This window comes from Pseudomonas sp. Marseille-Q5115 (assembly GCF_916618905.1).
Lineage (GTDB): Bacteria > Pseudomonadota > Gammaproteobacteria > Pseudomonadales > Pseudomonadaceae > Aquipseudomonas > Aquipseudomonas japonica_A.
In genome coordinates this window covers 554508-575339 of record NZ_CAKAKI010000001.1, presented here as the reverse complement: position 1 = coordinate 575339, position 20832 = coordinate 554508, and the positions used below count along the sequence as shown (strand labels likewise).

The 20832-nt window shown below is 63.6% G+C and carries 21 protein-coding genes and 1 pseudogene; 8 read left to right on the top strand and 14 right to left on the bottom strand.

Annotation, left to right across the window (positions count from 1 at the left end):
• Window positions 1-71: 71 nt before the first annotated feature.
• Both LG385_RS02680 and LG385_RS02675 read right to left on the bottom strand, forming a co-directional pair.
• On the bottom strand, window positions 72-1466 hold the full coding sequence (locus tag LG385_RS02680) for a sensor histidine kinase (RefSeq protein WP_225772186.1): 1395 nt from the start codon (window positions 1464-1466) through the stop codon (window positions 72-74).
• Window positions 1459-2130, bottom strand: a complete 672-nt coding sequence (locus tag LG385_RS02675) for a response regulator (RefSeq protein WP_225772184.1) — start codon at window positions 2128-2130, stop codon at window positions 1459-1461. Before LG385_RS02675 ends, LG385_RS02680 begins: the two co-directional genes overlap by 8 nt.
• 216 nt (window positions 2131-2346) lie before the next feature.
• On the opposite strand from LG385_RS02675, the gene LG385_RS02670 reads away from it, so the two are divergent.
• From LG385_RS02670 to LG385_RS02655, 4 genes are read left to right on the top strand one after another with little or no spacing between them, the layout of a single operon-like run.
• The gene (locus tag LG385_RS02670) at window positions 2347-3327 is read left to right on the top strand and encodes a Bug family tripartite tricarboxylate transporter substrate binding protein (protein ID WP_225772182.1); all 981 of its coding nucleotides are present in this window, start codon (window positions 2347-2349) and stop codon (window positions 3325-3327) included.
• Window positions 3328-3370: 43 nt separating this feature from the next.
• Window positions 3371-3832: a tripartite tricarboxylate transporter TctB family protein gene (locus LG385_RS02665; RefSeq protein ID WP_225772180.1), complete on the top strand. Its 462-nt coding sequence runs from the start codon at window positions 3371-3373 to the stop codon at window positions 3830-3832.
• Window position 3833: 1 nt separating this feature from the next.
• Window positions 3834-5345: a tripartite tricarboxylate transporter permease gene (locus LG385_RS02660; protein ID WP_181120129.1), complete on the top strand. Its 1512-nt coding sequence runs from the start codon at window positions 3834-3836 to the stop codon at window positions 5343-5345.
• Entirely contained in the window at window positions 5338-6378 is a 1041-nt protein-coding gene (locus tag LG385_RS02655; protein WP_225772178.1) for an AbrB family transcriptional regulator, read from the top strand. The genes LG385_RS02660 and LG385_RS02655 overlap by 8 nt, the downstream gene beginning before the upstream one ends.
• On the opposite strand, the gene ung is transcribed toward LG385_RS02655, so the two are convergent.
• Window positions 6373-7068 carry a uracil-DNA glycosylase gene (gene ung / locus LG385_RS02650; protein ID WP_225772176.1) on the bottom strand — a complete coding sequence of 232 codons (696 nt, stop codon included), beginning with the start codon at window positions 7066-7068 and terminating at the stop codon, window positions 6373-6375. The genes LG385_RS02655 and ung overlap by 6 nt on opposite strands.
• 109 nt (window positions 7069-7177) lie before the next feature.
• Here ung and LG385_RS02645 point away from each other — a divergent pair.
• Window positions 7178-8279 (top strand): annotated as a pseudogene (locus LG385_RS02645) (enoyl-CoA hydratase/isomerase family protein).
• A 120-nt stretch (window positions 8280-8399) separates the two neighbouring features.
• On the opposite strand, the gene LG385_RS02640 reads toward LG385_RS02645, so the two are convergent.
• From LG385_RS02640 to ppc, 7 genes are all read right to left on the bottom strand, one after another.
• The gene (locus tag LG385_RS02640; protein ID WP_181111416.1) at window positions 8400-8804 is read right to left on the bottom strand and encodes a hypothetical protein; all 405 of its coding nucleotides are present in this window, start codon (window positions 8802-8804) and stop codon (window positions 8400-8402) included.
• Window positions 8805-8903: 99 nt separating this feature from the next.
• On the bottom strand, window positions 8904-9587 hold the full coding sequence (locus LG385_RS02635) for an extensin family protein (protein ID WP_225772174.1): 684 nt from the start codon (window positions 9585-9587) through the stop codon (window positions 8904-8906).
• A gap of 30 nt (window positions 9588-9617) precedes the next feature.
• Window positions 9618-10487, bottom strand: a complete 870-nt coding sequence (locus LG385_RS02630; RefSeq protein ID WP_225776159.1) for a DUF72 domain-containing protein — start codon at window positions 10485-10487, stop codon at window positions 9618-9620.
• On the bottom strand, window positions 10484-10786 hold the full coding sequence (locus LG385_RS02625; protein WP_181111414.1) for a hypothetical protein: 303 nt from the start codon (window positions 10784-10786) through the stop codon (window positions 10484-10486). Before LG385_RS02625 ends, LG385_RS02630 begins: the two co-directional genes overlap by 4 nt.
• A gap of 136 nt (window positions 10787-10922) precedes the next feature.
• The gene (gene tsaB / locus LG385_RS02620; RefSeq protein ID WP_225772171.1) at window positions 10923-11606 is read right to left on the bottom strand and encodes a tRNA (adenosine(37)-N6)-threonylcarbamoyltransferase complex dimerization subunit type 1 TsaB; all 684 of its coding nucleotides are present in this window, start codon (window positions 11604-11606) and stop codon (window positions 10923-10925) included.
• A gap of 81 nt (window positions 11607-11687) precedes the next feature.
• On the bottom strand, window positions 11688-12335 hold the full coding sequence (gene adk / locus LG385_RS02615; protein ID WP_181111412.1) for an adenylate kinase: 648 nt from the start codon (window positions 12333-12335) through the stop codon (window positions 11688-11690).
• Between the two features lie 259 nt (window positions 12336-12594).
• Entirely contained in the window at window positions 12595-15261 is a 2667-nt protein-coding gene (gene ppc / locus LG385_RS02610; RefSeq protein ID WP_225772169.1) for a phosphoenolpyruvate carboxylase, read from the bottom strand.
• Between the two features lie 160 nt (window positions 15262-15421).
• Here ppc and LG385_RS02605 point away from each other — a divergent pair, with 160 nt between their 5' ends.
• The 3 genes from LG385_RS02605 (at window position 15422) to LG385_RS02595 (ending at window position 17204) form a co-directional block, all read left to right on the top strand.
• Window positions 15422-15802, top strand: a complete 381-nt coding sequence (locus LG385_RS02605) for a pilin assembly protein (RefSeq protein ID WP_225776158.1) — start codon at window positions 15422-15424, stop codon at window positions 15800-15802.
• A 165-nt stretch (window positions 15803-15967) separates the two neighbouring features.
• Window positions 15968-16381: a DUF4398 domain-containing protein gene (locus LG385_RS02600; protein ID WP_225776157.1), complete on the top strand. Its 414-nt coding sequence runs from the start codon at window positions 15968-15970 to the stop codon at window positions 16379-16381.
• A 40-nt stretch (window positions 16382-16421) separates the two neighbouring features.
• Window positions 16422-17204: an OmpA family protein gene (locus LG385_RS02595; RefSeq protein ID WP_225772167.1), complete on the top strand. Its 783-nt coding sequence runs from the start codon at window positions 16422-16424 to the stop codon at window positions 17202-17204.
• A 74-nt stretch (window positions 17205-17278) separates the two neighbouring features.
• Here LG385_RS02595 and LG385_RS02590 read toward each other — a convergent pair whose 3' ends face one another.
• Genes LG385_RS02590 through LG385_RS02575 form a run of 4 tightly spaced genes read right to left on the bottom strand, consistent with a single transcriptional unit; the run spans window position 17279 to window position 20751 of the window.
• Complete coding sequence (locus tag LG385_RS02590) at window positions 17279-18115, bottom strand: alpha/beta hydrolase (protein ID WP_225776156.1); 837 nt, start codon at window positions 18113-18115, stop codon at window positions 17279-17281.
• Window positions 18116-18143: 28 nt separating this feature from the next.
• Entirely contained in the window at window positions 18144-19421 is a 1278-nt protein-coding gene (locus LG385_RS02585) for a flavohemoglobin expression-modulating QEGLA motif protein (RefSeq protein ID WP_225772165.1), read from the bottom strand.
• 18 nt (window positions 19422-19439) lie between these two features.
• Complete coding sequence (locus LG385_RS02580; RefSeq protein ID WP_225772163.1) at window positions 19440-19991, bottom strand: hypothetical protein; 552 nt, start codon at window positions 19989-19991, stop codon at window positions 19440-19442.
• A gap of 13 nt (window positions 19992-20004) precedes the next feature.
• The gene (locus tag LG385_RS02575) at window positions 20005-20751 is read right to left on the bottom strand and encodes a TetR/AcrR family transcriptional regulator (protein ID WP_181111407.1); all 747 of its coding nucleotides are present in this window, start codon (window positions 20749-20751) and stop codon (window positions 20005-20007) included.
• Between the last annotated feature and the right edge of the window lie 81 nt (window positions 20752-20832).

Genomic DNA, 20832 nt, shown 5'->3' with positions numbered 1-20832 from the left:
GCGCAAGCCCTTGTCCGCGAGCTTCGCCCGGCTCCTACTTCCTCGCAGTTCACCCGGTGGGAAGCGACTTCCTACAGCGCGAGCGATTCGTGCTCGGGAAACGCCACCCGTACCTTAAGCCCGCCATGGGCGCCGTCATGCAGGGAGATGCTGGCCCGGTGCGCCCGGCAGATTTCACCCACAATGGCCAAGCCCAGGCCGGTACCTTGCTGGCTGCCCCGGTAGAACCGTTGGAACACCCGCTCACGGGCATCCTCAGGAATGCCCGGCCCTTCGTCTTCCACTTCCAGCACGCCCTCGGGCAGCACCCGGAGCACCACGCCGCCGCCCTTGGGGCTGTGCGCCAGTGCGTTGTCGAGCAGGTTGCTCAACAGCTCGCTGAGCAACGTAGGCTCACCCCGCACATACACCGGCTGCTCGGCCTCCAGTGCCAGCTCGATCCCCTGCCCATAGGCAAGGGGCGCCATGGCCATGCCGAGCTCCCGCGCCAACTGTGAAAGGTCGATCTGCTGCGCCCCGCCCTCCGCGATGGCCTGGGCGCCGTTCTCGATGCGGGCTAGTGACAACAGCTGATTGGCGAGATGGGTCAACCGGTCGATACCGTCCCGGCCGTCCGCCAGTGCGGTTTTCAGCTCTGCAGGGTCGTTGCTGCGCAGGCTCAGCTCTACCCTGGCCTTCAACGCGGCCAGCGGCGTGCGCAGCTCATGGGCAGCATCAGCGATGAACTGGCTCTGGCGCTCGAACTGCAAGCGCAGGCGCTCGGTAAAGTGGTCGATTGATTGCACCAGCGGCAGCAGTTCGCGTTGCACCTCGTCATGGGGCAATGGCCGCAGGTCGTCAGACCTGCGTTCTTCCACCGCGCGCCGCAGCCGCTCCAGCGGCCTTAATGCCCCGCTCACGGTAATCCATACCAGCAGCAATGCCCCACCTCCCAACATACCCAGCCGCAACAGCGTATCGGTCATCAGGTCCCGGGCCATGTTCACACGGGCATCGTCGGTTTCCGCCACCCGTATCTCGGCCATGCCGTTCATGCTGGGCTCGCTCACCGCCTTGAGCAGGCTCACCACCCGCACATCCTGCCCGCGGTAGCTGCCGTTATAGAATTTGGCCAAGGCCGGATAGGCATCCGTGCGAGGCGTGCCCGGTGGCGCCGCGGGAAGGTTCTCGTAGCCCGAGATCAACTGGCCGTCGATGCCGTTGACCTGATAGTAGATCCGCCCGGCACTGTCATAGGCAAAGGTGTCCAGGGCGACGTAGGGCACATCGAGGCTGAGGCGGCCGTCCTGCTCGAACAGCCCGGCCGAAATGGTTCGCGCCGAGGCCAGCAAGGTACGGTCGTAGGCGGTGTCGGCAGCCATGCGGCCGTTCCAGTACGCACTCAGCCCGCTAGCCAGCATCAGCAGTATCAGCAAGCCGGCCAGGTTACCGAGCAGCCGCCAGCGCAGGCTGGCCGGCTTAGGCATCACGCCCCTCGAGCAGGTAACCCAGGCCGCGGAAAGTCACGATAGCCACGCCTTGGCCATCGAGCTTCTTGCGCAAGCGGTGAATGTAGATTTCGATGGCTTCGGCGCTGGCGTCTTCGTCCAGGCCAAATACCTGGGCGGCCAGCTGTTCCTTGCTCATCACCCGGCCCGGCCGAGCGATCAAGGCCTCGAGCACCGATTGTTCGCGGGACGTGAGCACCAGCGGCACTTCGCCTATGCTGAAACGGCGGGCTTCGAGGTCGTACACCAGCGCCCCGCAACGTTGCTGCCGCTCGCCGCCCAGCAGGGTGCGGCGCAGCAGGGCCTTTACCCGGGCTTCGAGTTCAGTGAGCTCGAAGGGCTTGGCCAGATAGTCGTCCGCGCCCAGGTTCAGGCCATGCACCCTGTCTTTGACGTCACTGCGTGCGGTGAGCATCAGCACAGGCAGGTTGCGGCCGCGGTCGCGCAGGCGGGCGAGTACTTCGAAACCGTCCATCCGGGGGAGGCCCACGTCAAGTATGGCCATGGCGTAGTCTTCACTGGCCAGGGCAAGGTCGGCCGTGACGCCGTCGTGCAGTACGTCGACCGTAAGGCCGGCGCCTTTCAAGGCCTGGGCAATGCTTTGCGACAGCTGCACGTGATCTTCAACCAGCAAAATGCGCATCGTTCCCCCTCGTTCAGCGCCATGCGGCTGGGGAGTGTCCCCCATTCCCGGCCTGTTGGCGATCCTTGCAATGGGAACAGTCCGATTTTTCAAGCGGCGTGTTTCGCTGAAAGCCTGGTGAAAGTTTCGCGTTCTAGGCTCAGTGATGGCCGGTACTGATTCGTCAACTGCGACAGTCCGAAGCCGCCAAACAAAAACAACAAAAGTGGAGTCATCATGAACGCGATACTGCGCCCCCTCGCGCTGGCCGTCACCTGCCTGGCGCTTAGCACCTCCGCCCTCGCGGCCGAACCCAAACGCCCTGAATGCATCGCTCCCGCCTCGCCCGGTGGCGGCTTCGACCTTACCTGCAAACTCGTACAAAGCGCCCTGCTCAACCAGAAGTTGCTGGAAAAGCCCATGCGCGTCACGTACATGCCCGGCGGCGTGGGTGCGGTGGCGTATAACGCCGTAGTAGCTCAGCGGCCCGCCGATGGCGGCACCCTTGTGGCCTGGTCGAGCGGCTCGCTGCTCAACCTGGCCCAAGGCAAGTTCGGCAGGTTCGACGAGAACGCTGTTCGCTGGCTGGCCGCGGTGGGCACCAGCTACGGCGCTATCGCAGTGAAGAGCGACTCCCCTTACAAAAACCTCGACGACCTGGTGCAAGCCCTGAAGGCCGACCCCAGCAAGGTGGTGATCGGCTCTGGCGGCACCGTGGGTAGCCAGGACTGGATGCAAACCGCGCTGATCGCCAAGGCGGCGGGCATTAACCCCAAGGAGCTGCGCTATGTGGCGCTCGAGGGAGGCGGTGAAATCGCCACGGCCCTGATGGGTGGCCACATCCAGGTGGGCAGCACGGACATCTCCGACTCCATGCCCCACATCGAGGCCGGCAACATGCGCATCCTCGCGGTGTTCTCCGACAAACGCCTGGACGAGCCGGCGATGAAGGACATCCCTACCGCCAAAGAGCAAGGCTACGACATCCAATGGCCCGTGGTACGTGGCTTCTATGTAGGGCCAAAGGTGAGCGACGAGGACTACGCCTGGTGGAAGACCACGTTCGACAAGATGTTGGCCACCGATGAGTTCGCCAAGCTGCGCGACCAGCGTGAACTGTTCCCCTTCGCCCTTACCGGCCCGGAACTGGATGCCTACGTGAAGAAACAGGTGGCGGACTACAAGACCCTCGCCAAGGAATTCGGGCTCATCCAGTGACCTCATGACGCCCGCGGCTTCGCGGGCGCCTCGGAGAACAACCATGAAAACACTGCAACGGCTGTTCGCCGCGGCGCTGCTGGCGATGTGCGCGGTGCTGGCGGTCATGGCCTGGCCCTACCAGGCAGCTTTTTCCTACGAGCCCGTCGGCCCCCGTGCCTACCCTTTGCTGCTGTTGGCATTGATGGGCATCGCCTTGCTGTACATGCTGCTGCGCCCTACTCCCATCGTTCATACCGAGGACGAGCCCAGCCTTGACCGCCACAGCCTGCTGAAGATCGGCGCCTGCATCGGCTTGCTGCTGTTGTTCGCCGGCCTGTTCGAGCCCCTGGGCTTCATCCTCAGCGCCATGCTGGTCGGCCTGCCCATGGCGCGGCTGTACGGCGGGCGCTGGGTACCGGCGCTGGTGGTCATTCCAATCGCCAGCATTGGCCTCTACATCCTGTTCGACCGCGTGATGGACGTCCCGCTGCCCATGGGCCTGCTCGACGTACTGGAGAACTGACATGGACACTCTCGGCTACCTCGGGCAAGGCTTTGGTGTTGCCCTGTCACCGTACAACCTCATCACCGCGTTGATCGGCACCTTGATCGGTACCGTGGTCGGCCTGTTGCCAGGGCTAGGCCCGATCAACGGCGTAGCGCTGCTCATCCCGATCGCCTTCGCCCTCGGCTTGCCGCCTGAATCCGCGCTCATCCTGTGCGCGGCGGTGTACCTGGGCTGCGAATACGGTGGGCGTATCAGCTCCATTTTGCTGAACATTCCGGGCGAGGCGTCCACCGTGATGACCACGCTGGATGGCTACCCCCTCGCCCGTCAGGGCATGGCCGGTGTGGCACTGTCGCTGTCGGCCTGGAGCTCCTTCATCGGCGCCCTGATCGCAACCTGCGGCATGGTGATGTTCGCGCCCCTGCTGGCCAAGTGGGCGATCGCCTTCGGGCCTGCGGAATACTTCGTGCTAATGGTGTTCGCCATCGTGTGCCTGGGCGGCATGGCAGGCAACCGGCCGTTGAAGACATTCATCGCAGCGTTGATCGGCCTGTTCCTCTCCACCATCGGCATCGACGCCAACAGCGGGGTGTACCGCTTCACGGGCGACAGCGTGCACCTGGCCGACGGCATTCAATTTGTGGTGCTGGTGTTGGGGCTGTTCTCGGTGTCCGAGATCCTCCTGCTGCTCGAAAAAACCCACCACGGCCATCAAGCCGCGCAAGCCACCGGGCGCATGATGTTCAACCTCAAGGAAGCCGTTGCGGTATGGATGGTGAACGTTCGTTGCGGCCTGCTGGGCTTCATCATGGGTGTTCTGCCTGGCGCCGGCGCCACCCTGGCCAGCGCTGTGGCCTACATGACGGAAAAACGCATGGCCGGCCCCACCGGTAAATTCGGCAAGGGCGACCTGCGCGGGCTGGCGGCACCGGAAACCGCTATCGGCGCTGCCGCCTGTGGTGCGTTGGTGCCCATGCTCACCCTGGGCGTACCAGGGTCGGGCACCACGGCAGTGATGATCGGCGCGCTTAGCCTCTACAACATCACCCCGGGCCCGCTTTTGTTTGAACAGCAGCCCGACATCGTGTGGGGGCTGATCGCTTCGCTGTTCATCGCCAACGTGATGCTGGTGATCCTCAACATCCCGATGATCCGTGTGTTCACGCGTATTCTGTCGGTGCCGAACTGGGCGCTGGTGCCGGTGATCGCCATTATCACCGGTATTGGTGTGTACGCGGTGCATGCCACCACTTTCGACCTGTTCCTGATGGTGGGTATCGGCATCTTCGGCTACATCCTGCGCAAGCTGGACTTCCCGCTGTCTCCGCTGCTGCTGGGCTTCATTCTCGGCGGCCTGATGGAGCAGAACCTGCGGCGCGCGCTGTCCATTTCCAACGGAGACCTGCAAATCCTCGCCGGCAGCCCCATCACCGTGGGCACCTGGGTGCTCACTGCAATCATGCTGGTGCTGCCGCTGATCCGCATCTGGCGCAATCGTCAACGTGCCCGCCGGCTCGCCAATGCCTGAAGCAAGGTCACCCGCCTGGTGGGTCACGGCTGTAACCGGGCTGGTAGGCGGATGGTTGGCCAGCCAGGTGGGCTGGCCGTTGCCCTGGATGACTGGCGCGTTGCTGGCCGTCATCCTGGTGCGCTGCGCTACCCCCTGGCAGTTGCGCGAAATCCCCAACGGGCGGCGCTGTGGGCAATGGATCATCGGCATTGGCATTGGGCTGCACTTCACCCCGATCATTCTCGAGCAGGTGGCCGAACACTGGCCGCTGATTGTCGGCGGCGCGCTGGTGACCAGCGTGTCCAGCCTGGTAAGCGTATGGCTGCTGCTGCGCACGGGCGAAGACCGCGCTACCGCGTTTTTCTCCAGCATGCCGGGGGGCTCCGGCGAGATGGTCAACCTGGGCGCGCGCAACGGCGCCAACCTTGGCCGAGTGGCCGCGGGGCAAAGCCTGAGGGTACTGCTGGTGGTATTGCTGGTGCCCGCGGTGTTCAAGTACCTGTTGGGCGAGGGTGCGGTGCCTCAGCACAACGGTGAGCTGGGCTGGGCCTGGCTTGCGTTGATTGGCGGGCTGGGCGTTGTGGCGGCGCTGGTGTGGCAAAAGCTTGACCAGCCCAACCCCTGGCTGTTCGGGCCGCTGCTGGTTACCGCCACCCTGAGTATCGGCATGGGCCTGCAGGGCAGCTTGCCTGCGGGCGGCAGCCAGATCGGCCAGTGGCTGATCGGTAGCGGCCTGGGCTGTCACTTCAACCGGGCGTTCTTTCGCCGCGCGCCTTCGTTCCTCGGGCGTACGCTGGCAGGCACACTGCTGACGATGCTGATTGCCGGCGTCGCCGCCTGGCTGCTCAGCCTGGCGACCGCGCTGGACCTGCGCTCCCTCACCCTGGGCATGATGCCCGGCGGCATCGCCGAAATGAGCCTTACCGCCGAAACCTTGCAACTGTCCGTGCCGCTGGTGACCGCGCTGCAAGTGATGCGCCTGCTGTTTGTGCTGTTCCTGGCAGAGCCGCTGTTCCGCCGCTGGAACAGGCAGCCCGGCGCCCATTCATAGCGCCCAGTCGATCGGGGCCAGATCGTGGTCCTTGAGGAACTGATTGGTCTTGCTGAAATGCCCATTGCCGATGAAGCCCCGGTGCGCTGACAACGGCGACGGGTGCACTGAGGTAAGAATCAGGTGCTTGGTGGGGTCGATCAGTTTTTTCTTACTTTGGGCATGGGCGCCCCAGAGCAAAAACACCACGTGCTCGCAGCGCTCGCTCACCGTTTCGATGATGCGGTCGGTGAATGGCTCCCAGCCCTTCTTGGCATGGGAGGCCGCCATGCCGCGCTCGACCGTAAGGGTAGTGTTAAGCAACAGCACACCCTGTTCGGCCCAATGCTGCAAGCAGCCATGGGAAGGAACGTCGAGGTTAAGGTCGCGCTTGAGCTCTTTGAACACGTTCACCAGCGAGGGCGGCGCGGGCACCCCTGGCTGCACCGAGAAACACAGCCCGTGGGCCTGGCCGGGGCCGTGATAGGGGTCCTGGCCCAGGATCACCACCTTCACCTGATCCAGCGGGGTGAGGTTCAGCGCATTGAATATCAGCGGCCCTGGCGGATAAATCTCCTTGGCCGCGGCCAGTTCGTGGCGCAGGAACTCGCGCAACTGCCGCATGTACGGCTGGTCGAACTCTTCCTTGAGCGCCTGTTTCCAGCTCGGCTCAAGCTTGATGCGATCTTCTTCAGAGGCAGTGGTGGTCATGTGGCAGTCCATGGAACAATCCGGGGACACTAGGAAAGACCTTCTCTGTTGTCAATCGAACCGACCCTTGCGGTCCATAATTCCAACAAAGTACTGAGCAGAGGTTTCGATGAATCTGAGTTTTGAAGAGCTTATCGGGGCAAACGGTGCCCATATCGGCATTGCCACCCTCGACGCCCCGAAGTCCTTGAACGCGTTATCGCTACCGATGATCGAGGCGCTTATGGATAAGCTCGACGCCTGGGAGCGCAACCCCCGCATCGCCTGCGTGCTGCTGCGGGGTAATGGCCCCAAAGCGTTCTGCGCGGGCGGCGACGTGCGTAGCCTGGTCGAGGCCTGTCGCGCTCATCCCGGGGAAGTCCCCGACCTGGCGGCGCGGTTCTTCGAAGCTGAATACCGTTTGGACTACCGCCTGCATACCTTCACCCGCCCGGTCATCTGCTGGGGGCATGGCTATGTGCTGGGGGGCGGCATGGGCCTGCTGCAAGGTGCCGCGATCCGTATTGTCACGCCCGGGAGCCGCCTGGCGATGCCGGAGGTGAGCATCGGCCTCTATCCCGATGTGGGTGCCGGTTGGTTCTATAATCGCCTCCCGGGCAAGCTGGGCCTGTTCCTGGCGTTGACCGGGGCCCAGGTGAACGGCACCGATGCCCTAGAGCTTGGGTTGGCGGACAGGCTGCTGCGCGATGATCAGCAGGACGAACTGATTGACGGCCTGGTGCAATTGAACTGGCAAGAAAATGCAGACGTGCAGCTGATCAGCCTTCTCCGTGCGCTCGAACATGATGCCCTCCTCCCGCCCGCCGGCACAATGGCTGGCGCGACGTGCCGCTGTGGATGACCTGTTGGACGTAGCAGGCCCTGTGCAGGCGTGGAAAGCGATCGCCCGCTGGCGCGACCACGCCGACCCTGACCTTGCCCAGGCAGCGCAAAACCTGATCGGTGGCTGCCCGCTCACGGCTCACCTAGCCTGGCATCAGCTCAAGCGCGCCCGGCAGCTGTCATTGCCGGACGTGTTACGGATGGAGTACGGCCTCAGCCTCAACTGCTGCCGCCATCCGGAATTCAGCGAAGGAGTGCGCGCGCGCCTGGTAGACAAAGACAACACGCCTCACTGGCACTGGCCCGACGTGGCTACCATTCCCGAGGCCGTGGTGAACGCCCACTTCAGCCGCGCCTGGGAAGGTGAACACCCCTTGAAGGATTTGTAATGAACCCCGAGCCCCGGGCTCACAATGGGTTAGAGCCTCCTGTGGGAGCCAGCGGAGCCGAAGGCGGAGTTCGCGAATAATGGCGGGCGCCGTTTGGTCGGCCATCCGGCGTAGAGCGTTCTATCGATAACCCCGCCCGTCCCAGCCGCCACGGCCGCCGTGATCGCCACGCGGCCCGCGATACGGCCCGCCGCGGCCATGGTCACGCCAGTCCGGGCCGCGGTCATGGCGCCATTGAGGAGGTGGCCCGCCGCGCCAACCCATCGCAGGCCGAGGCGGTGGCCCCGGGCGCCAGGCTGGCGGTGGCGGCGGTCGGTAATATTGGGGTGGCGGCGCGTAATAGCGGGGCCCCGGGGTTACGTAGTAGCCGCTGGTATAGCCATAAGGATAGGCATAAGGGCGAGCCTCATAAACAGGGCGCTGTACGGTGTAGACGTCCGTTTGTACATAGCCATCGGTGGCGTAAGGCACGCAGCCTCCAAGCAGCGTTCCCATTGAAGCGATCAGCAGTAGTTTGCGATACATGAGCGGCCTCCAGGACCGCAGTGGGGAAGTCTGCGTAACCTCAGACTGATAAAAGCGACTCAAGTGCGGCGACGGAAACAACCGGAAATACATTGCCTTTCATCGACATACGGCCCATCCGCCCATGTCTACGTGGAAGTGATTGCGGTGGGCTGCGTTGTACTCCGGGCCAAGCACGGTATTGAAATACTTACACGCATTGTGGTGCACCTGCCGAAGAAATTCGGCGTCATCGACACTGCCCTTCCAGCCCTGCAACACACTGATCCGACGGCCGTCAGCCAACCGGAAGGCGGCAATGTCCAAGGCGTTGGCGCTGGCGTGCTGGCTGAGCCTCCCTTGGCTGCGGTTGTATACGTTGCGGCAGGCGAAGCTGCCCAGATGCTCCATGGCGACCACTGGCGCGCCATAAACGGCCTGGGCCGCTGGCTGCAAACCGTGACGTTCGAACATGGCCGTGGACACCGCCAGCGGGCAACTGGCCAGGAAACTGCTGCTTAACCGAACCGGCCCGCCGCTTACGCGGACTACCTCACGCAGCGGGCAGCGCTGGCCGGGCGGCGAATCCGCCTGGGGCTGGTAGCGCAGGCCAGACACGGCAAGCACCTGCGCGCACAGTTGTGGATCCGCCTGGAGGCGGCGCAGCTTGAACGGCGTCAGCCAATTGGGTACTTCGCTTACATCCAGAGGCGCCCAAGGGTTCCAGCGTGGGGGAAGCGGCAACGCCCACCACAGCCCAAACCCCACTACAGCCAACCCGCACAGCATGATAAGCCCACGCATCCTAAGTGCCCCGTGAGTGCGCAGGCCCTTTCACAGCAAGCCCATCTGCGTGGGGGCGCCCGCTGCAGGCACGGGCGGCAAGGCTGGCAACCCAGGCAGCCGTTCAGTCAGCCGCTCATGAAACCGTCGCGCCTGGGCGTGCGCCTCATGGTTGTCGGCGGTGTGCATGAACACATAGGGGCGGCGGCCTTCTTCAATCCATTCGGCTACCTTGGCCACCCAAGGGTCAAGGAACGGCTCGTTATCAATTACGCGCGGCAAACCAACGAAACGCACCTGAGGCCGATCGGTGAACGCGGCGGGCCGTGGCGGCACCCGTGGCTTCATGGCTTGCGCATGAAGAATGCCAGGGTTGGTGGACGTCACGCTGAACAGCGCGCGGGTGTCCATGCAGATGCGCTCCGTGCCGCTATCCCGGAGCAGGCGGTTAAGGGCGCGCTCCTCGCTTCCCTTCGAAAAGAATGCCGGGTGCCGCACTTCTACCGCCAGCGGCCGGGAAACCCCTTCGATAAACAGGGCAAGGTCTGCGAGGCGGGAAGGTCCGAAGCTGGCTGACAATTGCAGCCACACCGGTGAAACGCGCTCGCCAAGCGGGTCAAGTGAGCGCAGAAACTGGTGCGCCAGTTCGAGCTGGCTAGCGAGCTCTCCACCGTGGCTGATGTCCCTTGGAAACTTGGCGGTAAAGCGGAAGTGGGCGGGCATTTCCTCGGCCCAGCGCGTGACCGTAGCCGCCGCGGGCCAGGCATAAAAGGTCGTGTTGCCTTCCACGGCATTAAAGGCGCTGGCATACAGCCCTAGGGTGTCCGAGGCTTGGGTATCAGCAGGATAGAAGCTGCCCCGCCAGGCCGCATCGCTCCAGGAAGGGCAGCCCAGGTAATACGGGAGGTCGGCAGAAGTCAGATATGAACGTCCAGGCCCAGAACCTCACCGTCCCACTCCACGAAGCTCGCCGTGGTGAGATAGCTTGCCAAGGCAGTAGCCACGCGGGTGTTGACGCCGCGGAAGAGTTCTTCCTGCTCGCGCGCGGAGAAGGCCGGCACGAGCGTACCGCGGCCACCGCTTGCGGCAGGCCGCGGGCGGGCCTCGATCACTTCGATCTCGCCTTCCCGTTCTTCAGGCACGTCCTCAACCCGCGCCAAGCCCTTGCCGGGCTTGCGCTTGATCGGGTACGACCGCGAGGAGACGCCATCTATGCGCATTAAGGTTCTCGATACGTGATATCAGCGTGCTGGCACTGTAGCGCCCCCAGCACTGGCTCGGTGATAACTGGACCACATAACGTGCAAAAGGTTTAGGGCCGCGGGTCGAAAACCCCTCTGGCCGTCGGAAACCGGCTCAGGCGCGAGGAGCGCCCTTCGGCGTTGCCACGTTGTCCCTCAGGTACACCGGCTGTGCCTGGTCAGCGGCAACGGCCTCGCCACGGGCCCAGCCGAACGTGGCCAGCGCCAGTACGTCTTCCGCGTGCGGCAGGGCCATGGCGTCGAACTGCCTGGGTTTGACCGCCAAGCGATCAGCATAGCCCCACCCTGTGCCAGCGCCGTACCAGCCCTCCGGGTTATCGGCCGGCAACTGCACCGCATGAGGGGGCAGCACGGCCTCGGTGCCGCACAGGCGCATTTCGCCGGCCTGTTCCTGATAGCAGCCCCAGTACACTTCATCCATGCGAGCGTCGATGGCCGCGGCCACCCTGGCCTCGCCGTGACGCCGCCAGGCACCTTGGGCAAGCGCAGCCAGGTTGGAAACGCCGAGCACAGGGCGATCCAGCGCGAACGCCAGGCCCTGCACCACGCCAATGGCAATGCGAACCCCGGTGAACGCGCCAGGGCCGCGACCGAAGGCGATAGCATCCACTGCACCTGGTGCGATACCGGCCTGGGCCAGAACCTGCTGGATCATCGGTAGCAGCTTCTGCGCATGCAGCCGGGGGATCACCTCATAATGGCTGAGTACCCGACCCTCATGGAGCAAGGCGACAGAACAGGCTTCGGTGGCGGTATCGAGGGCCAGCAAGGTGGGCATTGCGGTGTCCGGGGCAGAAAAAAGGCAGAGAGTATAAACGACGAAAGCCCGCGAACGGGCTTTCGTTTATCCGGCAAGCTGTCAGCTGAGCGCTGCAACCACCTTGCCGGTGATGTCTTCCACCGTACCCACGCCTTCGATACAGGCGTATTTCGGCTTGCCCTGTTCCACGGACAGGTTCTTGTAGAAGTTCACCAGCGGCTCGGTCTGGTCATGGTAAACCTGAAGACGCTTGCGCACGGTTTCTTCGGTGTCGTCAGCGCGGTGGATCAGGTCGTCACCGGTCACGTCGTCCTTGCCGGCAACCTTCGGCGGATTGAACACGGTGTGGTACACCCGGCCAGAGGCTTCGTGTACGCGACGGCCGGCGATACGATTGACGATCTCTTCGTCGGCCACGTTGATTTCCACAACGTAATCCAGAATAACGTTGGCTTTCACCAGGGCTTCGGCCTGGGGAATGGTGCGCGGGAAGCCGTCGAACAGGAAGCCATTGGCGCAATCGGGCTGAGCGATACGCTCCTTTACCAACGCAATGATCAGGTCGTCGGATACCAGCCCACCGCTGGCCATTACTTCCTTGGCCTTGAGGCCCAGTTCAGTACCGGCCTTGACTGCCGCGCGAAGCATGTCGCCAGTGGAGATCTGCGGAATACCGAACTTCTCGGTGATGAACTTGGCCTGCGTACCTTTCCCGGCTCCGGGAGCTCCCAGCAGAATCACGCGCATCGATGTGCTCCTCAAATGTTTTTTTATATGACAACGCCGATGACCCTGGAGAAAACGTAACTACCGGTGAGCCACCGAAAAAATTCGGGCTGGCCGAAATCGGCCAAAAGGCTGTCCAAGATACACAGGCGCCCGAGGCCAGACAAGCCGTCGAAGGTCGCAGGAACCCGCCGCAGCGGGCAAGGTGCAACCAAGTGTGACTGCCTGGGCGGCGAGGCGTGCCCTGGCGGACACTTCCTGCCGCATCAGGGACGTTCCCTTAACCGGTGTTGCGCAAGCCGGCGGCGATACCCGCCACGGTCACCAGCAGCGCCTGCTCTAGCCCGCTGTGCGGGGCGCCCTGCTGGGATCGGGAGCGGGCAAGCAGCTCGGTCTGCAGGCGATGCAGGGGGTCCAGGTAGGTATTGCGAAGGGCAAAGAACTCAAGGGTATCCGGGCTGCTGGCCAGCAGTTTCGGCTGCCCGGTGACCGCCAGTACATGGTGCGCACACTGCGACAATAGGTCGCGTAGCTCCTGGCCCAGCGGCTTGAGCGAATCCTCTACCAGGCGCTCATCATATTGGCTGGCGATATCCGCGTCTGCCTTGGCCAGCACCATTTCCAGCATATCTATGCGGGTACGGAAAAACGGCCAACGCTCTCGCATCTGCGCCAGCACCGGGCCGTCGCCCCGTTCCAGGGCCTGGCCCAGCGCCGCTTCCCAGCCCAGCCAGGCCGGCAGCATCAGGCGGGTTTGCGTCCAGCCGAAAATCCACGGGATAGCGCGCAAGCTTTCGATGCCGCCCTGGCGGCGCTTGGCCGGCCGGCTGCCCAAGGGCAAGCGTCCCAGCTCCTGCTCCGGGGTTGACTGGCGGAAGTACTCCACGAACTGGGGGTGCTCACGCACCACCTTGCGATATGCCTGCACGCCGTCCGTGGCCAGGCGGTCCATTTGAGCGCGCCACGGCGCCTCGGGAAGCGGCGGCGGGAGCAGCGTGGCCTCGAGCACGGCCGCAAGGTAGAGGTGCAGGTTTTGCTCGGCGATATCAGGCAGGCCGAACTTGAAACGGATCATCTCCCCTTGCTCGGTGGTGCGGAAGCGCCCGGCCACCGAGCCGGGCGGTTGCGACAGAATGGCCGCGTGTGCAGGGCCGCCTCCCCGCCCCACGGTCCCGCCGCGGCCATGGAACAGCAGCAGCTCAACGCCCTGCTCCGCACAGATATTCACCAGTGTTTCCTGCGCCCGGTATTGCGCCCAGGCCGCTGCCGTGGTGCCAGCGTCCTTGGCCGAGTCGGAATAACCGATCATCACTTCCTGAGGGCCATGGAGCCTGGCGCGATAGCCGGGCAGCGATAGCAAGCGCTCGATCACAGGGCCGGCGTTGTCCAGGTCTGCCAGGGTCTCGAACAATGGCACCACCCGCATGGGTCGCAATACGCCCGATTCCTTTAATAGCAGTTGCACGGCCAATACGTCCGAGGCGGCCCCCGCCATGGAGATGACATAAGAGCCCAGCGACGCCGCCGGTGCAGCCGCTACTTCGCGGCAGGTGGCCAGCACTTCGGCGGTTTCGGCCGAAGGTCGGAAGTGGGCCGGCAATAACGGCCGGCGGTTGTTCAGCTCTGTCAGCAGGAAGGCTACCCGGTCGTCTTCGTCCCAGTCCCCATAGCGCCCCAGCCCCAGATACTCGGTGATTTCGCTCATGGCCGCAGCGTGGCGGGCCGCATCCTGGCGAACGTCCAGGCGCACCAGAAACAAGCCGAAAGTGACGGCGCGACGGATACAGTCCAGCAATGGGCCGTCGGCGATCACGCCCATCCCACAGGCATGCAGCGACTCAAAACATAGCTGTAGCGGCGCCAGCAGTTGATGGTTGTCCTGTAGCACCTCGGCATCGGCCGGGTGCGGGCCCTTAAGGGCGGCCTGGGCCCAGCTGCGCGTTGCCCGCAGGCGCTCGCGCAATGCCTTCAGTACGTGCCGGTAGGGCTCGGCGCTATCACCACTGTGTGCACGCAGCGCTTCGCTGGCCTGCTGCATGGACAGCTCCGCGGCCAATTGGTCCACGTCGCGCAGGAAGAGGTCTGCCGCCATCCACCGCGCCAGCAGCAGCACCTCGCGGCTTACCGCGGCCGTGACATTGGGGTTGCCGTCGCGATCGCCGCCCATCCACGAGGCAAAGCGGATCGGCGCCGCTTCCAGTGGCAGGTGCAAACCGGTGGCGGCATGCAGGGCTGCATCCACTTTGCGCAGGTGGTTGGGCACCGCGTGCCACAGGGAATGCTCGATCACCGCAAAACCCCATTTGGCTTCGTCCACCGGCGTGGGACGGGTGCGACGGATCTCGTCGGTATGCCACGCCTCGGCAATCAGCCGCTGCAGCTTGTGATGGATGGCTTGCTGTTCCGCATCGGTAAGGTCGCGATGGTCCAGCATGGCCAATTGAGCGGCGATGGCGTCGTATTTCTGGATCAGCGTGCGCCGGGCCACTTCCGTGGGGTGCGCGGTGAGCACCAGCTCGATATCCAGCCGGCCCACGTGCCGGGCCAGATGGTCGGCATCATGCCCGGCGGCTTGCAGGCGGCGCAGCAGCTCGGGCAGGCGCTCGGCATCCGCCATGTCCGCACTCGGGTCCGCAAGCTGCGCGACCGGCTCGTCGCCTTCGGCCCGCCGGCGGATCAGCTGGTACTGCTCAGCGATATTGGCCAGGTTCAAAAATTGAGTGAACGCCCGTGCCACCGGCAACAACTCATCCTCGCTCAGGTCATCGAGGCTGTCGCGCAACTGCGCGGTGCTGGCGGTCGCGCTGCGGCGATCAGCCTTGGCCCCTTGCCGGATGCGCTCGATCTTTTCGAGGAAGGCTTCGCCGTATTGCTCGCGAATGGTGGTGCCGAGCAATTCGCCCAACACATGGACCCGCTCACGCAGGCGCGCGTCGATTTCGCTCATGTCCTTGCTCCTCTGATGGCCGGCAGACGCAGGCAGGATAGCGCAGCGGCAAATGAACGCGGCCCAGAAAAACCGCTCAATACTCCTGTACGCCTTACGCAGCCTTGTGGATGCACGGCTGTTTGGCCTCGCAATGACCTATCCGACCCATGAGGTGCCCATGAAAATCCGTGAGCTCGCCCGGCATTGGGAACAGAACGCCAAAGGCCGCCTGACCAAAACACCCTACAGCATCCATCTGGACGTTGAATCGGCAGCTCGCCTGTCGGCGTTGCAGGAAATGTATCCGAAACACCATGCCGAAGAACTGCTCGGAGAGCTGATCGGCGCGGCGCTCGAAGAGCTTGAAACCAGCTTTCCGTATATCCGCGGAACCAAGGTGATCGCTACCGATGAAGAAGGCGACCCTATGTACGAAGACATCGGGCCGACACCGCGTTTCCTTGCACTGTCTCGTCGTTATCTGGACGAACTTAACCAAAAAGACACCCCCGAGACGGCCGACACTGCCGCCCAAGGCATGACGGAAAGCGGCCGCTAGGCCCTGTGCCAGAGCCTTCAGGAAGTAAAAATTCATTCCTTTGGACAGTTTTGTGAACTATCAGAAAAACACTTGAGTCCCAAACATTAGCCATCGCAGTAGTATGCCCGCGGTTACGCTGCCCAGGCCGCTGCCATGGATAAGTTGTTTTTTGAAAGCCCTCCTATGGAGTCGAAGATCATGAAGACTTGCACTGCCAAACCCTCGTCCAACGCAGTCTGTGGGCTCAAGCTCGCCGCTCTGGCGCTGGGCAGCAGCTTCATTCTGGCCGGTTGCGCCGGTAACCCACCCACCGAGCAATACGCACTGGCCCAATCGGCCGTGAACAGCGCGGTGAGCGCTGGCGGGACCGAATACGCGGCCGTGGAAACCAAATCGGCCCAGGACAAGTTCAAGGCGGCCGAAATCGCCATGCACGACGAAGACTACGACAAGGCAAAAATGCTTGCCGAACAGGCTGAGTGGGACGCTCGCGTAGCCGAGCGCAAGGCACAGGCCGCCAAGGCACAGAAGGCCGTGGACGACGCGCACCAGGGCGTGGAAGAACTGCGCCAGGAAGGCATGCGCAACGCTCAGTAACCGCCCCGAGTGCACTTTGGACAGATAAGGAAGAACCCCCATGCGTAAACATTTGATGATCCCTGCCCTGCTGGCCGTGGCCGTTAGCTTGAGCGCTTGCTCGCACGACCCGAACGCCAACCTGGAAAGCGCCCGCACCAACTACTCCTCGCTGCAGACCAATCCGAAATCCGCGACCCTTGCCGCCCTTGAAACCAAGGACGCTTCGGAGTGGCTGGACAAGGCCGACAAGGCCTACCGTGAAGGCGACGACAAGCAGAAGGTTGACCAACTGGCCTACCTGACCAACCAGCGCGTGGAATTCGCCAAGCAGACCATCGCCCTGCGCACGTCCGAAGATGACATCAAGAACGCCGCCGCCCTGCGCGCCAAGGCACAGCTGGACGCTCGCGATGCTCAGATCAAAAAGCTGCAGGACAGCCTGAACGCCAAGCAGACCGACCGTGGCACCCTGGTGACCTTCGGCGACGTACTGTTCGACCTTAACAAGTCCGAACTCAAGCCTAGCGGCATGACCAACGTCATCCAGCTGGCTCAGTTCCTGAAGGACAACCCGGACCGTCAGGTCATCATCGAAGGGTATACCGACGCCACTGGGTCGGATTCCTACAACCAGAGCCTGTCCCAGGCCCGTGCCACCTCCGTGATGGCCGCGCTGGTTCGCCAGGGTGTAGACGCCAAGCGCATCGTCGCTCAAGGCTACGGCAAGCAGTACCCAGTAGCTGACAACAGCAGCAGCTCGGGCCGCGCCATGAACCGTCGTGTGGAAGTGACCATTTCCAACGACAACCAGCCCGTCGCGCCACGCTCCTCGATTCACTAAGCGCCGCGGTTGCATGAAAAAGCCAGCCCCTCGGGGCTGGCTTTTTTGTGGGCGGCTGGCGGCAAGGCCAGCTGCTACGGGTAATTGGGTATCTCACCCAACCGCCGCAGCCCGTTGAAGTGGCTGGGGTCTTCGAGGAAGCGCAGCATCACCCGGCGGAAGGTGGGGTCAACGAAGGTTTGCACATGCCCCCCACGGGTCAGTTGCAGTACACGGGGCGGTGGCAGGGCCTTGTACAGCTCGATGCCGTTTTCCAGCGGCACCACGCTGTCATCCAGGCTCTGGAACAGCAACTTGGGGATGGGCCCGAGATGTTCGGCTGCCGCGATGGCGCTGTCACCGTCCGGCACGATCCAGGACAACGGCACCTGCAGCGGCCAGGTCAGCCACGAGGTGCTCAGGGCAAAGCGGCCCACCTTGCGATAACTGGCGGGCGCGCCGTCGAACACCAAGGCCTTGAAACGCGCCGCTTCGCTCGGGTGCCCGGCCAGGTAATGAATGCCCAGCGCACCGCCCAGGCTTTGCCCCAGCAGTGTCAACGGCTGGCCTTGAGCTTCCGGCGCCTGGCGCAGCCAGTCGAGCGCCGCTTGTATGTCGAGGTACACCCCCGGCAGGCCGGCACTGCCTTCGGACAGCCCATAGCCGCGGTAATCCAGCATCAATACCTGATACCCCTCGGCCGGCAGCCACCAACTACCGCCCAGGTGGCGGGACAGGTTGCCGCCGTTCCCATGCAGGTGCAGCACCGTACCCTTGACCGGCACACCGGCTTTGGCTGGCAACCACCAGGCATGCAGGCGAACGCCATCGGCGCTTTGCAGCGTAACCGGGCGCCAGGCCAGCTTTGCCACATCAGGCGTGAAGGGCTCGCCAGGCTCGGGATAGAACAGCAGGCTGCTGCAGCCGGCCATGCCCAGCAGCAGTGCCAGCCCCAGGGCTTTAAATGATGTTCGCGTAATCCGCTTCAATGCGGTCCAGGCTCAGGTGATTGAGGAAGTTGGAGAAACACATCCACGCCGACAGCGCATTCATGTCACGGAACTGTTCCGGGAGGTACTTGGGCGGCGCTACCAGGCCTTCTTCCACCAACTGGCGCAGGATGCGCATGTCTTCCAGGGTGGTCTTGCCGCAGAACAACAGCGACACCTGCTCCAACCTGCCCTTGCGAACCGCGAGCTGGATGTAGTTGTAGACCATGATGAAGCCCTTGAGGTAGGACAGGTCCTTGGTAAAGGGCAGCCCCGTAGGAGTGGAACCGCGAAATACCCGGCTGGCATTGCCGTAGCTCTCGGCCATGCCGAAGCCTTGTTCCTGGAAGAAATCGAACACCTGAAGGAAGTCCGCCCCCTCCTCCACCATGTGAATGGCACGGGTGCGGTTGGTGAGCTTGCGCAGGCGGCTGGGGTAGGAGGCGAAGGCAATCACTTCCATGAGGATGGCCAGCCCTTCCTGCGTGACGGTAGAGGACGGCGGCCCCTTGGCCAGGAAGGTACAGATAGGCTGGTTCAACCCGTTCAGTGTGGTACCCACATGCACCAGGCCCTCATGCACCTCCAGCGCGCGCACATCCCGCTCGTTGAACATGGCGTCGGCGCGGATCTTGATGTAATCAGCGCCGGCCGCGGCGTCGGCCACGATGCCATCGGACTCGAACACGCGGATAGTGCCTTCGGTTTCGCCGAATACGCGGTTGAGCCGGCTTTGCAGCATGTCCACCGCTTCCTTGGCCGTAAGGTTTTTTACCTCGTCTTTAAGGTCCCCACGGCCGTCGATGTTATTGAGGTAATCGGACAGCATCCTGCCGAGGTCTGCCAGGGTGGGGTCGCCAGCATGGAACGCATCGGAAGCCGCGCCATACAACTCTTGTGAAATGAGCCCGAAATCCTCGGTGCCCCGGGCTTCCAGCATGCGCACCACCATCCGGTATTCGCGGCACATGCGGCGCATGATCTGCCCTACTGGGTTGAATTGCCCCAGCTGCCGCGTGACCTCGCGCTCGATACTCTGGAATTCCACCCGCACGGCCGTCGCGTCGAAGCCCAACGGCCGGCTCTGGTACCAGGCGCGGTCCACTTCAGGCAGGGCTTTGCCCTTGGCCTTGAGGAATGCCTGGCGGACGTTGTCGTCCCATTTCACCGCATCGAGGATACGAATAGGGGTTTGCGCGGCAACAATGCGATCAGACAGCACTCGCACCGTTTGCTGGTAGTCGTCCATCGGCCCTCCCTTGTGAAGTCAGCGTGCAACCCGTTTGTAGCGGGCGATTTCCACGAACACATCCGTGTTGGCCGGGTCGTCCAGCCAGGCGAACACTTGGGCCGGGCTTGAGCGCACGGCAACGCCCTGACCGTCACGTGTATCGAAACGCTCACCGGCGAGGGCACCCTGGGCTATCGCCTGCTGCAAGCGCTCCAGGTCCAGGTTGTAGACCACCAATTCGTCCGCATCGCTCAGTTCGAAGCCAACGATAGCGAAGCGCCCACCATAGGCCTTGGGCATGGGCGCGGACGCGTACCAGCGGCCCCCGTGGCGGCTTACGGTAAAGGACGCCTGATCCCGTGGGGCAGGAGAACCTTTCTGGTAGCTGATGGCGCTGTAGTGCCCCTCAGCGGCGGGCTGGATCTTGAGGTTCAGGTGCTCGCCCCAGGCGTCCCGGGCCTGCCATTGGCCAAGCAAGGCCGCAGGCGCCTTTTGCCCGGGCGGGATCGGCTCATCGAACGTGGCCAGGCAACCACTGAGCAGGGCGCCCACCAGCATGACCGCGAACAGCGTGCGCCAGACGTTCATCCCCGGGCCTCCTTCAGGCTGCGGCCAGTACCAGGTGCATGTAGCGGGTGAGAATGTCGAGCATCCCGGTGTCTTCGGCCGCCTGGTCGGGGGCCAACAGCGCCTGATATTCCATCTGCCCGATCAACGCCGTCAACACTTGTGCGTCCTGCTCGGGGCAGCGTGAGCCCAGTACGCGCAGCATCTGGCAAGCCCCTTCGTGAAGGATGCGTTGGTGCGACAACACCAGGCCGGCCAGGCGAGGCGTGAGCAGGGCCTCCTGGCGGAAGGCTTGTTCGGCCATGAGGTAATCGCGGCGGGTATTGAGCTGCTTGCGCACGTAGTCGGCGGTCATTCGCGCGATGGCGTCGGCCAGGCGACCGCGCGCTTCGGCCGTTTGATCGGTAGCGGCGAGCAACTGGCGCAGCATCTCCTCGCTGCTGGCCCACAGCTTGGCCATGTGCGCAGCGCTGCGCTCCACATAGCGGGCGAAGGTATCGGCCAGCAGGTCTTCGATGTCTTTGAAATAGTAAGTGGTAGCTGACAGCGGAACCCCAGCTTCGGCCGCCACCGCGCGATGGCGCACGCCGCGCACGCCGTCGCGCACAACAATGCGCATGGCGGCATCGAGGATGGCTTGGCGGCGTTGTTCGCTGCCCTCCCTGGCGGGCTTGCGCCCCTCGTATTGCACGCTCATGGCCACGGCACTTGCCACGCCAGCAGCGCTGGTTGAAACGGTTGCGGGTTCCACTTCAGATCCTTTCAGGTTGTCGCCATCCATATCCCGGCCTCCCGGACCAGTAGGAGCAGGTGAAACCTGCGAACCAGCCCGGGAGTTCCAGTTCCCGGGCCTGCGGCCCGG